General features: G+C 50.1%; 15 protein-coding genes and 1 pseudogene. 2 read left to right on the forward strand and 14 right to left on the reverse strand.

The window, feature by feature from the left end; genetic code table 11:
* On the reverse strand, positions 1 to 299 hold a 299-nt coding region (locus tag AZ66_RS19520; RefSeq protein ID WP_044356359.1), incomplete at its 3' end, for a hypothetical protein.
* Positions 300 to 581: 282 nt separating this feature from the next.
* Here AZ66_RS19520 and AZ66_RS19525 point away from each other — a divergent pair.
* Positions 582 to 1,559 carry a DUF1835 domain-containing protein gene (locus AZ66_RS19525; RefSeq protein WP_044356360.1) on the forward strand — a complete coding sequence of 326 codons (978 nt, stop codon included), beginning with the start codon at positions 582 to 584 and terminating at the stop codon, positions 1,557 to 1,559.
* A gap of 152 nt (positions 1,560 to 1,711) precedes the next feature.
* On the opposite strand, the gene AZ66_RS19530 is transcribed toward AZ66_RS19525, so the two are convergent.
* On the reverse strand, positions 1,712 to 3,094 hold the full coding sequence (locus tag AZ66_RS19530; RefSeq protein ID WP_044356361.1) for a class I SAM-dependent rRNA methyltransferase: 1,383 nt from the start codon (positions 3,092 to 3,094) through the stop codon (positions 1,712 to 1,714).
* A gap of 105 nt (positions 3,095 to 3,199) precedes the next feature.
* Between AZ66_RS19530 and AZ66_RS19535 the strand changes: the two genes are divergently transcribed.
* Positions 3,200 to 4,165: a Na/Pi cotransporter family protein gene (locus AZ66_RS19535; RefSeq protein WP_044356362.1), complete on the forward strand. Its 966-nt coding sequence runs from the start codon at positions 3,200 to 3,202 to the stop codon at positions 4,163 to 4,165.
* On the opposite strand, the gene deoC is transcribed toward AZ66_RS19535, so the two are convergent.
* The 12 genes and pseudogenes from deoC to AZ66_RS19595 all read right to left on the reverse strand — a co-directional run.
* Positions 4,128 to 4,811, reverse strand: a complete 684-nt coding sequence (gene deoC / locus AZ66_RS19540) for a deoxyribose-phosphate aldolase (protein ID WP_021258151.1) — start codon at positions 4,809 to 4,811, stop codon at positions 4,128 to 4,130. The two genes, AZ66_RS19535 and deoC, sit on opposite strands and share 38 nt — an antisense overlap.
* 33 nt (positions 4,812 to 4,844) lie before the next feature.
* The gene (locus AZ66_RS19545) at positions 4,845 to 5,276 is read right to left on the reverse strand and encodes an NUDIX hydrolase (RefSeq protein WP_028531296.1); all 432 of its coding nucleotides are present in this window, start codon (positions 5,274 to 5,276) and stop codon (positions 4,845 to 4,847) included.
* A 175-nt stretch (positions 5,277 to 5,451) separates the two neighbouring features.
* Positions 5,452 to 6,792, reverse strand: a complete 1,341-nt coding sequence (mtaB, locus tag AZ66_RS19550; protein ID WP_044356363.1) for a tRNA (N(6)-L-threonylcarbamoyladenosine(37)-C(2))-methylthiotransferase MtaB — start codon at positions 6,790 to 6,792, stop codon at positions 5,452 to 5,454.
* 3 nt (positions 6,793 to 6,795) lie between these two features.
* The gene (locus AZ66_RS19555; RefSeq protein ID WP_044356370.1) at positions 6,796 to 7,575 is read right to left on the reverse strand and encodes a 16S rRNA (uracil(1498)-N(3))-methyltransferase; all 780 of its coding nucleotides are present in this window, start codon (positions 7,573 to 7,575) and stop codon (positions 6,796 to 6,798) included.
* 119 nt (positions 7,576 to 7,694) lie between these two features.
* Entirely contained in the window at positions 7,695 to 8,378 is a 684-nt protein-coding gene (locus AZ66_RS19560) for a site-2 protease family protein (protein WP_044356364.1), read from the reverse strand.
* A gap of 17 nt (positions 8,379 to 8,395) precedes the next feature.
* Positions 8,396 to 9,376 (reverse strand): 50S ribosomal protein L11 methyltransferase, encoded by a 981-nt coding sequence (prmA, locus tag AZ66_RS19565; RefSeq protein WP_044356365.1) that lies wholly within the window; start codon positions 9,374 to 9,376, stop codon positions 8,396 to 8,398.
* A gap of 160 nt (positions 9,377 to 9,536) precedes the next feature.
* The gene (locus AZ66_RS19570) at positions 9,537 to 9,734 is read right to left on the reverse strand and encodes a hypothetical protein (protein ID WP_044356366.1); all 198 of its coding nucleotides are present in this window, start codon (positions 9,732 to 9,734) and stop codon (positions 9,537 to 9,539) included.
* Complete coding sequence (locus AZ66_RS19575) at positions 9,731 to 9,928, reverse strand: YfhD family protein (protein WP_028531301.1); 198 nt, start codon at positions 9,926 to 9,928, stop codon at positions 9,731 to 9,733. Before AZ66_RS19575 ends, AZ66_RS19570 begins: the two co-directional genes overlap by 4 nt.
* Before the next feature lie 257 nt (positions 9,929 to 10,185).
* Positions 10,186 to 11,304, reverse strand: coding sequence for a molecular chaperone DnaJ (dnaJ, locus tag AZ66_RS19580; RefSeq protein WP_044356367.1), 1,119 nt, complete (start codon positions 11,302 to 11,304; stop codon positions 10,186 to 10,188).
* Between the two features lie 110 nt (positions 11,305 to 11,414).
* A pseudogene (gene dnaK / locus AZ66_RS19585) lies at positions 11,415 to 13,254 on the reverse strand (molecular chaperone DnaK).
* A 100-nt stretch (positions 13,255 to 13,354) separates the two neighbouring features.
* Complete coding sequence (gene grpE / locus AZ66_RS19590; protein WP_442950309.1) at positions 13,355 to 13,957, reverse strand: nucleotide exchange factor GrpE; 603 nt, start codon at positions 13,955 to 13,957, stop codon at positions 13,355 to 13,357.
* A 90-nt stretch (positions 13,958 to 14,047) separates the two neighbouring features.
* A partial coding sequence (locus AZ66_RS19595) for a TCP-1/cpn60 chaperonin family protein (protein ID WP_044356369.1) occupies positions 14,048 to 14,394 on the reverse strand: 347 nt, incomplete at its 5' end.

Raw genomic sequence — 14,394 nt, forward strand, 5'->3', positions numbered from 1 at the left:
AAAATCTTGTAGAGCAGCATCTTCTTGCCCTCTTCATTGATCGCTGTTAATGCAGTGCCGCCAGCCTCTTGCATGACGCGATACGCAAGTCGCCGGAAGCTTAGTACTTGCGCTCTCAATATGCCAGCGATTCCATCCTCACGAATGAGTGCATGCTCTGCTTGAAAGGTTGCCTGTTCGGGGACTATCCATATAATCGGTGCCCCGTCCGCTTGGCTGCGAAGCTCATCTCGTACGTTTCTTAACACATGCTCCGTCTTGCCACTGCCGGAACGACCGATGACAAAATGCAACGGCAAAGTGATCCCTCCATTTCCCTAAATGCGATTCATGGCATTTACTTGCCACGATATGATACACTATGATAAAACCAATAATTGGTATATAATTTCGGTTACATCCGATTCTAGCATTAGGTTTCATTATACCATATTTCAAACTAGCGATAGAACACATGTTTGGAAACGATGCCGATATTCGCCATCTGCTTCTTGTGAGTTGCAGTGCATCACGTAACTTCGTAATCGAAGGCGAGGCTCATGTTCAACCTACCCTCTATTCGAATAAGGAGGCTGATTGTCATGATACATATTGTCAATGGAGATTGTACTGCCATGCAGCTAACCAAAGTCGCCGAACAGCTGTGGAATGAGCAGGTATGGGTATATTCAGAGCTGCTGACCGAAGGCCCCGTATACGCTAGGCTTGAGCAGTATCTGGCTTATCGAGCGCTGCAATTGGAGCGGATGTGCGGGCTGCCTTCCACTGTTTTTTTGCAGAGAGGAAATGAACAGGAACGCACGTGGAAATCAGATATTTTGCCTGCTCAAGAGATTGCATTATGGTTCGAACACGATCTGTTCGACATTACCATGCTGCTTCGCTTAGTAGATCGCCTGACACAAGAGAATGCGCATGCCAAGCTATATTGGATCGACATCGCCTCAATTGCTGAACATGATCGCTATCTCGGATTTGGGGCGCTGACGGGAGAGCAGTTGGCCCCTTATCGAGATGCCGCCATACGGTTATCCGCTGAGCACATCGAATGGATGCGTTCTGCTTGGATTGCGTATACAAGTCCAAACCCACTGAAAATTGCACAATGGGTTCAGGAATCAAGCAGTATCCCTACTCCATTTTGCGCTATTACGGAAGCGCTTCAATTCCACCTTTCCCGTTACCCCTCAACACAGGATGGAATCGGGATTGTCGAGCGATCCACGCTAGGCGCAGTTCAAGATGGAGCTGTTACATTTCAGAAGTGCTTCGAGATTGTTCGCAATCAACTACCGCAATATGGACTTGGGGATATGCAATTCTGGGGGTACCTGCGCCGAATGACCTGCGGAGACGCTCCTCTGCTCGGGCTATCTCCCTCCTCATCCTCCTTGCCCGAACCGCTCAAGGCTCCATTAGCCGATGCTGGTCACCTCCTCTTAACCAAAAGCGGCCAACAGGTACTGGATGGCACTCTCAACTGGGCTCAGGCTGGCGGATATGGACGCTGGCTTGGCGGTGCATTTATTACCCGATCGACAGCTGGAATAAGAGCATAGAGTGAAGAAACCGAAGAAACTCAAGTATATGCTGATTGTACAGCCCCTTATATACAGCAAGCGCCATTCATTGCAGATGATCCCAAACCTATCTGCAATGAATGGCGCTTTTCTTGTTTATTCTTCCTTGTCCTATCGATACTTTAGGAAGATTACTTCGAGCGAACCTCGAAGATGGCGAACTTCAAATAATGACCTTCATCCACTCCCGCAATTTGCGGGTGATCCTTGCCGGCAGGACGCCATTCGACAAGGCGCAGCACCTTACCTGCATCCTGAGCCGCATCCAGTATCGACTGCATGAACATGTCTGGACGCATATGATAAGAGCAACTTGCTGTCACAAGATAGCCACCTTCATTGACCAGCTTCATCCCATGCAGATTGATATCCTTGTAGCCCCGATACGCGCCTTCGACAGCACCTCGCGTCTTCGCGAAGGCCGGAGGATCCAACACGACGACATCCCACGTACGTCCGCCGCCAGCAGTCATCGGCTTCGAAGTATCTACCTTCTTCGGACTGGATTCTCCGCTTGCCCGCTGCGTGCGCTCCTCCAAGCCGTGAACCTGCTCACGCAAGTAGGCGAAGGCATCCGCAACGACAAACTCGACACGGTCTGTAAACCCGTTCAGTTCGACATTGCGCTTCGCACTCTCGATCGCATGCTCGGAAATATCGAGACAAGTGACCTTCTTGGCCCCATATTTACAAGCATTCAAAGTGAAACTACCTGTGTGAGAGAAGCATTCCAACACCGTTGCTCCATCCCACCATGGGAACGTAACCGGCTTGCCCTTCGCATTAAGAGGCAGGTTCTGCACGGTTCCATCCTCCGCCTCCACTTCACCCATGCGGATGCCGCTGCGAGCTCCCCAGCCTGTCATAAGCGGTGCAATGGAAGCGCGGTTCTCACGCTGGTCGAAGAAGTAGCCTGTCTTCTGACCTTCTACAATATCGACCTCGATGATAAGCCCGTTCTCCTCTACTTGGACATGGCGCGGACATTCTCCATACAACACGCCTGTCTTCAGTTCAAGACCTTCACGCTCACGAATTGGCACATCGCTGCGCTCATAGATGCCGCGCGGCTGCATGACATCGACTAGAGCTGCCACCAACGCTTCCCGATGCATATCCATGCCCAGCGTCACAATCTGCACGACGAGAACATCGCCAAAGCGATCCACGATAAGTCCTGGCAGGAAGTCTGCTTCGCCGTATACGAGGCGATACGCCTTGGCTCCAGGCAAGAAACGCTGACGATGCGCGACACAACGCTCGATTCGCTCTTTGAAGAAGGCCTCATCCATAGCTTCAATTGGCTCATAGGATACGATGCGCACCGTAATTTGCGAGGCAGGATTATAGTAGCCTGTTGCAATGTATTTCCCCTGAGCGTTCTGGACATCGACAAGCATCCCCGGCTGAGGATTTCCTTCGACTGTTTCAATTTCTGATTGATATACCCAAGGATGGGAGCGTTCAATTCTCTTTTTCCGCGAACGGATTAATTTCACATAAGGCCTATTCAATTACAGTTCTCCTCTCAGCTCCAATGGCATGTCATGGTTGTCCACTCGCAAGCATAGAATGGAATAGCTTATTGCGACGAATTATGCATGACAAAGGAGCCCTTCATGTTTAAAGAAATTTGGTTCCCGCTCCTTAGCGGATTGGCACTGTTTCTATTCGGAATGAAAACGATGGAGCTTGCCCTGCATGCTTGGGCCGGCCCCTACCTGCAGCGATTTTTACACCGTTCTACCCGCACCCCTATACATGGAATGTTGTTCAGCACAGGCATGACAGCCGTGCTGCAGAGCAGCACGGCCATCACAGTCATTACGATAGGTCTGGTCAATGCCGGTATTATGAACTTCTCCCGCACGCTCGGCATCATTCTAGGTACCAATATCGGCACCTGTCTGACAACCGAGTTGATTGGTCTAAATATAAGCCAATTCGCCAAGCCCCTCCTCTTCCTGTCCTTAGCCGGATGGCTCATTGGGGCATTAGCCGACGAATATCAGCCTAAGCAGTTGCATCGCATCGCCTCTTGGTGGCGGCCGCTCCAATTCGGCTCCCTTGCCGCAGCTGGCTTCGCCTTCATTATGCTCGGCATTGAATGGATGAAGCAGATTAGTGAGCCGCTGCAGCAGCGCGGATTATTCACTTGGTTCTTGGAACGTTCAAGCGACAGTCTGCTCTGGGCGCTGGCAGCGGGCGTCGTCATAACAGCACTCGTGCACAGCAGTGCAGCTATTATTGCAATGGCCATGGGATTATCAGCAACCGGGGCATTACCTGTTGAAGTTGGCATTGCGATTGCAATTGGGTCTAATGTTGGCACCTGCTTCACAGCCGTAATTGCTTCACTTGGCGGGACAAGAAACGGACAGTTCGTCGCCTGGACCCATGTCGTGCTGAACATTGGTGGCGCTGTCCTATTCTATCCCTTTATCAGCCAGATCGGACAGCTTAGCGCCGTATTTGGCTCCGACGCCGCCGGTCAGATCGCACACGCCCAGACCATTTTTAATATTGCAAGTTCCCTCCTGGCCCTGCCTATGTGTTACCTGCCGGTTTGGAACCGGATCCGTTAACAATTGCAATACCGAAACTCGTGCCGATGCGCGTTGCTCCCGCTTGAATCATTGCGAGCGCTGCGGAAGTATCCCGAATGCCACCGGAAGCCTTAACGCCCATATGCGCAGGCACATGCGCCCGCAACAGACGAATATCTTCCAGCGTTGCCCCGCCCTTGCCGAAGCCGGTCGACGTTTTTACAAAGTGGGCACCTGCCGCTTCCGATGCTTTGCATGCCGCAATCTTTTGCTCTGTATGGAGAATGCCTGTCTCCAAGATGACCTTGACGATCGCGCGTCCCTCAACCATCCGGACAACCTGGGCGATGTCCTGTTCAACAGTCTTCACATCTCCGCTTAACAGGCTTCCAATCTGCAGCACCATTTCGATCTCAGCAGCCCCGTCCTCTACCGCCCGAGCCGCTTCAAATGCCTTGGCTTGACTGGCACTAGCTCCCAATGGAAAGCCGCATACTGCCGTCACATTCACGCCGGTTCCATTCAGTAGATCGCGACAAGCGGATACCCAAGATCCGTTCACGCACACACTGTAGAAGTGATATCGGCTCGCCTCTGCGCACAGCTTCTCAATATCGCGCGCTGTCGCTTCCGGCTTAAGCATGGTGTGATCGATGTATGGTGTCAATTGAAGCTGATCCGTCATGCAAACTCTCTCCTTCCTGCAATGTGCAGAGAATTAAAGATTTACGGATATGGACAATTCCTCAAATGCCTTTTGCAGGATGTGGTCGTTGTTATCATATCCGAACTCACGCTGCTTCTCCCACGCTTCTTGCGGGCTGTACCACTCTACGCTGCGAATTTCCTCAATTTGCGCGTGAAGCTTGCCTTCCTCTGCCTCAACGAGGAAATAATGCACCTCTTTATCAATTGTACCCGCTTGTGGTTGTACATATTGATAATAAATGGTATCGAGTTTTGTATCGATTCGTCCATGAATCCCGGTCTCTTCCCATATTTCACGCAACGCCGTCTGTTCAATCGTCTCTCCGGCCTCCATCTTGCCCTTGGCCAGCGAGATCTTGCCATACCGATCTTGGATCAGTTGGATTTCAATTCCTTCCCCTCTTCTGCGGTAAACGACTCCTCCTGCGGATACTTCCTTCATCGTGCGCACCTCCATCTATGTTCGTTACTCCTATGTATATATCCTAACCGAAAAGAAAGAGGATTTCATCCATTCAGCCATTGCTGAGCGGAGAATCCTCCTCGATTCTTTATTCAGTAGTTTCGGTTGTTATATTTCTCTATTTCCAATTGCCTACCTCTGTTAGACAAGGCGATTAGGAAGCAACATTTGGCTCCTGGCCAATGACGCGTGTAAGAATACCTTGATTCTCATTCACGCCCGCTTCTGTAATTTTCACGCGGCATAATTGGCCAATCAAGGACTCATCTCCTTCGAAGATTACTTGAAGGTAATTGTCCGAGTAACCCATCACCATGCCAGCACCTTGATCGCCTTTCGTGTTCCGTTCTGGAATCACATCGACAACTTCTCCAACGAACTTTTGTGCATATTCCAGCTGCATTTGTTCAGACAGATCAATTAGCTCATGAACGCGAGCATGCTTCACTTCTTCATCCACTTGATCCTCCATGCGCGCAGCCGGAGTACCCGTACGCTTCGAATACGGGAATACGTGCATTTCAGAGAAGCCTACTTGCTTCATAAATTCATAGCCTTGACGGAAATGCTCATCCGTCTCACCTGGGAAGCCTACAATGACGTCTGTCGTAATCGCTACATTCGGCATTGCCTCACGAATACGAGCAATCTTCTCCGCGAATTCCTGCGTCGTATATTTGCGGCGCATACGCTTCAATACCTCGTCATTGCCCGCTTGGAGCGGAATATGCAGGTGACGGCACATTTTCGATGACTTGTTCAATACTTCGATCATGCGATCATCAATTTGGCTGGCTTCAATGGAACTGATACGAATACGCTCAAGCCCCTCTACCTTGTCCAAATCCCACAACAGATCGGTCAAGTCATAGTTCTCCATATCGTCGCCGTATCCACCGGTATGAATCCCTGTGAGTACGATCTCCTTGTAGCCTGCCCCTACGAGCTGGCGAGCCTGATTCAACACGCTCTCCGCTTCACGGCTGCGGGATAGACCACGCGACCAAGGAATAATACAGAATGTACAGAAGTTGTTGCAGCCTTCTTGAATCTTCAAGAACGCACGCGTCCGCTCTGCGAAATCAGGCACGTCCAATTCCTCGAACGCACGTGTCTTCATAATGTTGCGTACCGCATTAATAGGCTGGCGCTGTTCATGCAGCTCACGAATGTAATCCATCAACTTCTCACGATCCTGTGTGCCGATAACAAGATCAACGCCTGGAATGTCAAGAATCTCCGCAGGCGATGTCTGCGCATAGCATCCTGTTACCGCAATAATTGCGTCAGGATTGCGGCGCACAGCGCGACGAATGATTTGACGACTCTTCTTGTCGCCTGTATTGGTTACGGTACACGTATTAATCAGGTATACATCTGCCGTCTGCTCGAAGTCGACCTGCTCATAGCCTTCATTTTTGAACAATTGCCAGATCGCTTCTGTATCGTAAAAATTGACTTTGCAGCCCAATGTGTAAAATGCTACTGATGGCATCGTTCACATTCCCCCCATTTCTCCGAATTGATACATGATGCAGGCACATGCAGCCATTCCTGCCGTTTCTGCTCGCAATATGCGGCGGCCTAAGCTGACACACCGTGCTCCAGCTTCTACAGCGGAATGAATTTCCTGCGCAGCAAATCCACCCTCAGGCCCGATGACAACCATCATTCGAGCTTGCTTCGCCATACTTCCCTGCATGTCGCCCTGTGTAGGTGCGAACGCTTCTAATACGTCGCGCAGCATCGTCCCTCGCTCATCCTCATAGCAGATAAGAACAAGGTCATAGGATGCGAACTGGGCCGTCAAGGCCTTCCAGTTCATTGATGATGCAATCGTCGGGACAACATTCCGATGGGACTGCTCAGCTGCTTCCTTCGCAATCTTGCCCCAACGCTCCAAGCGCTTCGCTTCCTTCTTGCTGTCATATTGAACAACAGTCCGTTCTGAGATGAACGGCATGAAATGCACGGCTCCAATCTCCGTGCATTTCTGAATGATAAGCTCCATTTTATCGCCTTTAGGCAAGCTTTGCGCAATGGTTACTTGTACGGTCGGCTCTCGGTCGAAGTCCCTCATCTCGACAATTCGAGCTTCTACCCCATCCGCACCACACTGCTCAATCACGACGACCGCCTCACGCTTCTCCCCATCGCTGACCAATATCTCAGCTCCAGGCTTGAGGCGCATTACGTTCATAATATGGTGGGCATCATTGCCCGTAATTTGTATGCTTTGGTCTCCGAACTGCTCGGAGGGCACAAAATATTTCTGCATCGTAATCAACATTCCTCATCATACACGTTTTAAGCGGCATTCGCCAGCATTGTCAACATTTTTCACTCGTATTCTGGATACTCCTTAGACAGCGTGGACAGCTTGCTGCGCGGGCATTTTTAACTGCCTACGATGAATAAAGCTGCTCGGGACATCTCCCTCATGATCGGCTGGATCAAGCTGAACAAAGGCCCTAGCGTCTTATCCCGCAACACAGGGATGAACACGATAATCAAGAAGATAAAGATCGACCATTGTTCAATCTGCTGCAGCCGGGAACGTATATGAGCCGGCGCCAAATCTTCCACTATGCGATAGCCGTCAAGCGGCGGCAGTGGAATTAAGTTGAACAAGAACAGCAGGATATTGTTCGAGATCAAGAAGGACAAGAAATAAAATAATGCCAAGTGGATCCGATTCCCAGATCCCACATCGACAAACCCCAATTTAAAACCAAGATGAAGCACCAATGTACCAATGAACGCTAATAGCAAGTTGCTGAGCGGTCCGACCGCGGATACAACAATCCCCATCGCACGCGGCTTCTTGAAGTTGTCCCGATTGACTGGAACAGGCCTTGCCCATCCGAAGCCAGCGATAACGAACAACAGCATACCAAGGAAATCAATATGCTTCGTCGGGTTCAAACTGACGCGGCCGAGCATCTTCGCTGTCGGATCACCAAATTTCCATGCGGAGTAAGCATGTGCAAATTCGTGAACAGTGAACGAAATCAACAGTGACAGTACGAGAAAGGGCAGCAACTCCAGCTTGACTACCAGCAGGCTATTTAGAAAATCCATAAATTGTCCCCTCTCCTCTATTCAAACGGCTTGCGCGCAACGAATGCAATCCAGTCTTCTTCCCGGTGCTTCGCTTCAACAACGAAGCCTTTCGCGAGCAAATCCTGCTCTACGACGTCTTCTTTATTTTTGTAAATGCCTGATGCAATGTAGACTCCGCCTGGCTGCAATGCTTCGTAGACATCCGAGACGAACAGCAAAATGATCTCCGCCAAAATATTGGCCACTACGATCTGAACCGGAAGCTGCACACCAAGCTCCTGCTCTTCATCGGTACCGCTCGTTTTGATAATACTAAGCAGATCGCCTTCTCGGATCGTAATTTCATCGGCTAGACCGTTCAAGCTGGCATTTTCCTTCGCACTTAATACCGCAACCGGATCCAGATCAATCGCAAGCACATGCTTGGCGCCAAGCTTGCAAGCTCCGATTGCCAATATGCCTGAGCCTGTCCCAACATCAATGACATCTTCTCCGCCTTGAACGACACTTTCCAAGGTACGCAAGCAGAGCGAGGTCGTCGGATGCGTTCCCGTTCCGAATGCCATCCCTGGATCCAGCTCAATAATCTGCTCACCTTCTTGCGCCGTGTAGGACTCCCATGTCGGCTTAATGGTCAATCGCTCTGTAACACGCGCTGGCTTGAAATACTGCTTCCACGCATTTGCCCAGTCATCCTCATGAACCGTCTTCCACGAAATTAGAGCTTCACCCGGATCGATCTGATAGCTTCTGAGTTCTTCAATCCGCTCACGAATGATTGCTTCTACTTCCTTCAAATCCGTGCCATCTGCAAAATATCCTTGTACGACTGCTTGTCCCTCAGGGATATCGTTCAGCGGAGACTGATACAATTCCCCATACGTAGTATCGCGCTGCTTGTTAAGCGTCCCCGATTCTTCAATCGTCACGCCCCCAGCGCCAGCCTCATGCAAAAAGTTCGATATCATTTCAATTGCTTCTTCGGTTGTATGTATCGTTAATTCATGCCAATGCACGATCGTACATCCTCCTATACATCTTAAAATAGCTACACATTCTATTTATTGTACACAAAAACAAAACTCCATACAACGAGCGTTCACTAAGGAGCGCTATCGCTGTGGAGTTTTGCCTCTTTTTGTTGTTTCATTCAACGCATTATTCAGTTGTCGGCGCTCACTTGGAAGCTTCGCCCAAATGGTCGCGGATGAGCGCATTGGCCCGATCCAGTACGTTCTCTTCAACATCCGCGCTGACCATGTAATAGTCCTCGCATGCCGTAATACGTATGTCTTGCCCTCTTAATGCCTCCAGCTTGCGCTCACATACATCTGCAGCCGAAGCTTGCTTAAAAGTAGCTGTTATGCGTGTCACGACTGTTCCGCACGCTCATCGGCCTGATTCGCGCGCTCCAATGCCTTCAAGTCATCGCGATCCGCCTCTTCATATGAAAATTCCACATCCTCAAACTTGCCATCCGCTGGGACAGCCTGTTGATTAATGTCCGCATCTGCCTGCTCGCTGTAAGCGCTTGAGGGGCGGTTATGCGTATCATGGAAATTGTTCATCGGTGCGCCTCCTTCGGGTTCGTCATCAATATATCTCCTCCATAACTTGAGTCATTTCCCATCGGATTATGCATATGGCGTAAATACAGTCGTATATAGTTCTCTAGGAAACAATAAAAAGGATCACAACATACGCATTGAAAATCTCAATACGTTCGTTGTGATCCTTCTCTATGCTCCGACCGAAGTTATGAACATATACATGAATGATAAATGGTATAGACAAATCGGCCAATCGCAGTTGTATGAAATTATTGTTAATCTCCGCGGAAAGCACGCTTCATCTTCTCAAAGAACGATTCTTCATTCCCGCCGTAGTTCGGATGTTCGCCACTCTTCTCCGCGAATTGGCGAAGCAGCTCCTTCTGCTCGTCAGACAGCTTCGTCGGTGTCACGATAACAACCTTAACATGTTGATCGCCCTGACCGGAACCGCGCAGGCGAGGAACCCCTTTGTTACGCAGGCGGAAGAACGTGCCCGTCTGTGTACCAGCCGGTATTTTCAGCTTCACCTTCTCCGTCAGCGTCGGAATTTCAATTTCGTCGCCAAGCGCTGCTTGCGCAAACGTAAGCGGAATCTCGCAATAGATATCGTCCCCGTCACGCTCGAAGAACTCGTGGCGTTTCACACGGATTACGATATACAGATCCCCACTCGGTCCGCCGCGAAGTCCACTTTCCCCTTCGCCGCTCATGCGCAGCTGTGCGCCATCATCGACACCCGCAGGAATGCGGACATGAATTTTGCGCTGCTTCTTCACAGTACCTGCACCGTGACAAGTTCCACACTTCTCACGAATAATTTTGCCTCGGCCTTGACATGTCGAACATGCACGACGGTTGACCATGCGGCCAAACGGCGTGTTCTGCACGACTTCTTGCTGTCCTGTTCCGTGGCAAGTCGTACATGCATCTGGCTTCGTACCCGGCTTCGCTCCGGAGCCATAGCATGTGTCGCATTGCTCTGTACGCGGAATGGTAATATCCATCTCTTTGCCAAATACCGCTTCCTTGAATTCGATCGTCATCGTGTACTGCAAATCTCCGCCACGCTGCGGCGCGTTCGGATCCTTGCTGCGGCCACCGCCGCCGAAGAACATATCGAAGATATCGCCAAATCCGCCGAAGTCGCCTCCGCCACCCATACCTTGGTTCGGATCGACATGACCGTATTGGTCATACACTGCCCGTTTTTGATTGTCGCTCAGCACATCGTACGCTTCTTTGACTTCCTTGAACTTGTCTTCTGCGTCCGCGGCTTTGTTGACATCCGGGTGATATTGGCGTGCGAGCTTGCGATACGCCTTCTTAATCTCGTCGTCGCCAGAACCTTTGGCAACGCCAAGCACTTCATAATAATCTCGTTTCGCCACTATTCCACCCCCATACGCTTTCGTAGCATACCTCTATAGAAGACTATACGAATTCACTGCAAAAGGAAAGTCAAAGCCGAGTGCTCCCGGCTTTGACCTCACCATCGAAAAGCTTATTTCTTGTCTTCGTCTACGACTTCATAGTCAGCATCAACGACGTTGTCTTTCTTCGCTGCGCCTTGCTCTGGCTCTTGGCCTTGTGCCGCTTGCTGAGCTTGAGCAGCTTGTTCATACAGCTTCACAGACAACTGCTGTACGATTTGCGTCAACTCTTCTGTTGCTGCTTTGATCTCGTCAACGTTGTTGCTTTCGAGTGCTTTTTTTCACTTTCTCTTTTGCTTCGTTTGCTTTATCTACTTCAGCTTGGTCAACCTTGTCGCCCAAGTCCTTAATTGTTTTCTCCGTTGTGTATACCAATTGGTCAGCGCTATTCTTCACTTCGACCATTTCTTTGCGCTTGTTGTCTTCTTCCGCATGCATTTCTGCTTCCTTCATCATGCGGTCGATTTCCTCATCGTTCAAGCCGCTGGAGGAAGTAATTGTGATGTTTTGAGTCTTACCAGTACCTTTGTCTTGTGCAGATACTTTTACGATACCATTCGCATCGATATCGAAGCTAACTTCGATTTGTGGCACTCCGCGTGGAGCTGGTGGGATATCCGCCAGCATAAAGCGGCCAAGTGTCTTGTTGTCAGCAGCCATGGAGCGCTCACCTTGAAGCACATGGATTTCAACGCTCGTTTGGTTGTCTGCATAAGTCGAGAACACTTGCGATTTGCTAGTAGGAATCGTAGTATTGCGCTCGATCATTTTCGTGAATACACCGCCTGCTGTTTCGATACCGAGGGACAATGGTGTTACGTCGAGCAATACAACGTCCTTCACGTCGCCAGTCAATACGCCAGCTTGAACGGCTGCACCAAGTGCAACCACTTCATCCGGGTTAACGCCTTTGTGAGGCTCTTTGCCTGTAAGCTTCTTGATTGCTTCTTGTACCGCTGGGATACGAGTAGAACCGCCGACAAGAACGATCTTGTCGATGTCAGCAGGAGTCATGCCTGCATCTTGCATCGCTTGGCGAGTTGGGCCAAGTGTACGCTCAACCAAGTTCTCAGACAATTCTTCGAACTTCGCACGAGTCAAGTTTACTTCCAAGTGCTGAGGCACTCCATCAACAACCGTGATGAACGGCAAGCTGATTGTTGTTGTCATTACGCCGGACAATTCTTTTTTCGCTTTTTCAGCAGCATCTTTCAAGCGTTGCACAGCTGCTTTGTCTTTAGCCAAGTCAATGCCATGCTCTTTCTTGAATTCTGCAGCCAAGTAATCGATGATAACTTGGTCGAAGTCGTCGCCGCCCAATTGGTTGTCGCCGCTTGTCGCTTTAACTTCGAAGAAGCCATCGCCGAGCTCAAGGATCGATACGTCAAATGTACCGCCGCCCAAGTCGTATACGAGGATCGTTTGATCGTTTTCTTTGTCTGCGCCGTAAGCAAGTGCTGCCGCTGTAGGCTCGTTGACGATACGAAGAACTTCAAGACCTGCGATTTTACCAGCGTCCTTCGTTGCTTGACGTTGGGAATCGTTGAAGTATGCAGGAACTGTGATTACGGCTTGAGTAACCGGTTGGCCCAAATAAGCTTCTGCATCGGATTTCAATTTTTGCAAAATGATTGCGGAAAGCTCTTGCGGTGTGAAGTCTTTGCCATCAATTGATGTTTTATGGTTTGTTCCCATATGACGCTTAATGGAGATCACGGTACGATCAGGATTTGTGATCGCTTGACGCTTCGCTGTTTCACCAACAACGCGCTCTCCATCCTTCTTGAAACCTAATACGGAAGGGGTTGTGCGCGCACCTTCTGGGTTCGGGATAACGACAGCTTCGCCGCCTTCCATAACCGCAACGCAAGAGTTTGTTGTACCTAAGTCAATACCAATTACTTTACTCATGAAATATCCTCCTCTAACTAACTTCGATTCTCATTTATCATAAACTTCTTAATGTGATGTGCTCATACATTGGCCGTGTAATCCGGCTTGTACGTTCACGTTATCCGCTAACTTTGACCATTGCCGGACGCAATACTTTGTCCTTCAGCAAGTAGCCCTTCTGCAGTTCTTCAACTACGGTGCCTTCTTCATATTCATCAGTTTCGACTGTCATTACCGCTTGATGGAATTCTGGATTGAAAGGCTGGCCGACAGCTTCCATCGGCTTAACACCTTCCTGCTCCAGCACTTGGCCCAACTGGCGGAAGATCATGTCTACCCCTTTGATGAATGATTCAGCTTCGCTCGCCGCTTGCTCAGTTGCAAGTGCGCGCTCGAAGTTGTCGAGCACAGGAAGCAGCTCGGTAACGAGCTTCGCAGAAGCATACTTCGCGAGATCTTCCTTCTCCTTCAGTGTGCGGCGGCGGAAGTTATCGAAGTCTGCCTGCGCACGCAAGAAGCGCTGCTGGTATTCCTCGGCTTCTGCTTTTGCTTTGGCAAGCTCAGCATCCTCCACTGCACCTTCGCTCGAAGAAGTATTCCCTTCGCTGGACTCCGCTGTCGCGTTATCAGCAGGAATGTCTTCTGTATGATTATGGGCAGCTTGAGCCGCCTCTTCATTCATCGTTTCAGTTGCGATGTTCTCTTCTTTTTCTGGGTTCAACCCCTTCACCTCCCCTTCATAGTTCAATACTTTCATCTATAGTTGCATATACATTGTTACCTAGTTTTAGATCAAGCGAGCGTTCTCCAATCAGGATTGTGCTCTCATCTTAATTACCGTATGGATGCGAAGCACCGCTGCGGCTACTTCTCCTGCCGCGCGCAATGCATGCAGCTTCACGGCTGACGGGTCATAAATGCCCGCCTGTGCATAATCGAGCAATGCTCCTGAATCGCAGTCAATGCCGATTGCATCATTATTCGAGGCAAGCTGCGCCGCGCGTGCCTCCTCCAGCTTCTCAAGCGGATTGAATCCGGCATTGAGCACGATCTGTGCCATCGGCTTGCGCAGTGCCTGTGCTACGGCAGCGATGCCGAATGCCTCCATGCCGCGCACACTCTCGCGGTAGCGCTCCAGCCGATAGGCGAGCGCTACCT

The sequence above is a fragment of the Paenibacillus sp. E194 genome (assembly GCF_000935845.1).
Lineage (GTDB): Bacteria > Bacillota > Bacilli > Paenibacillales > Paenibacillaceae > Paenibacillus_B > Paenibacillus_B alvei_B.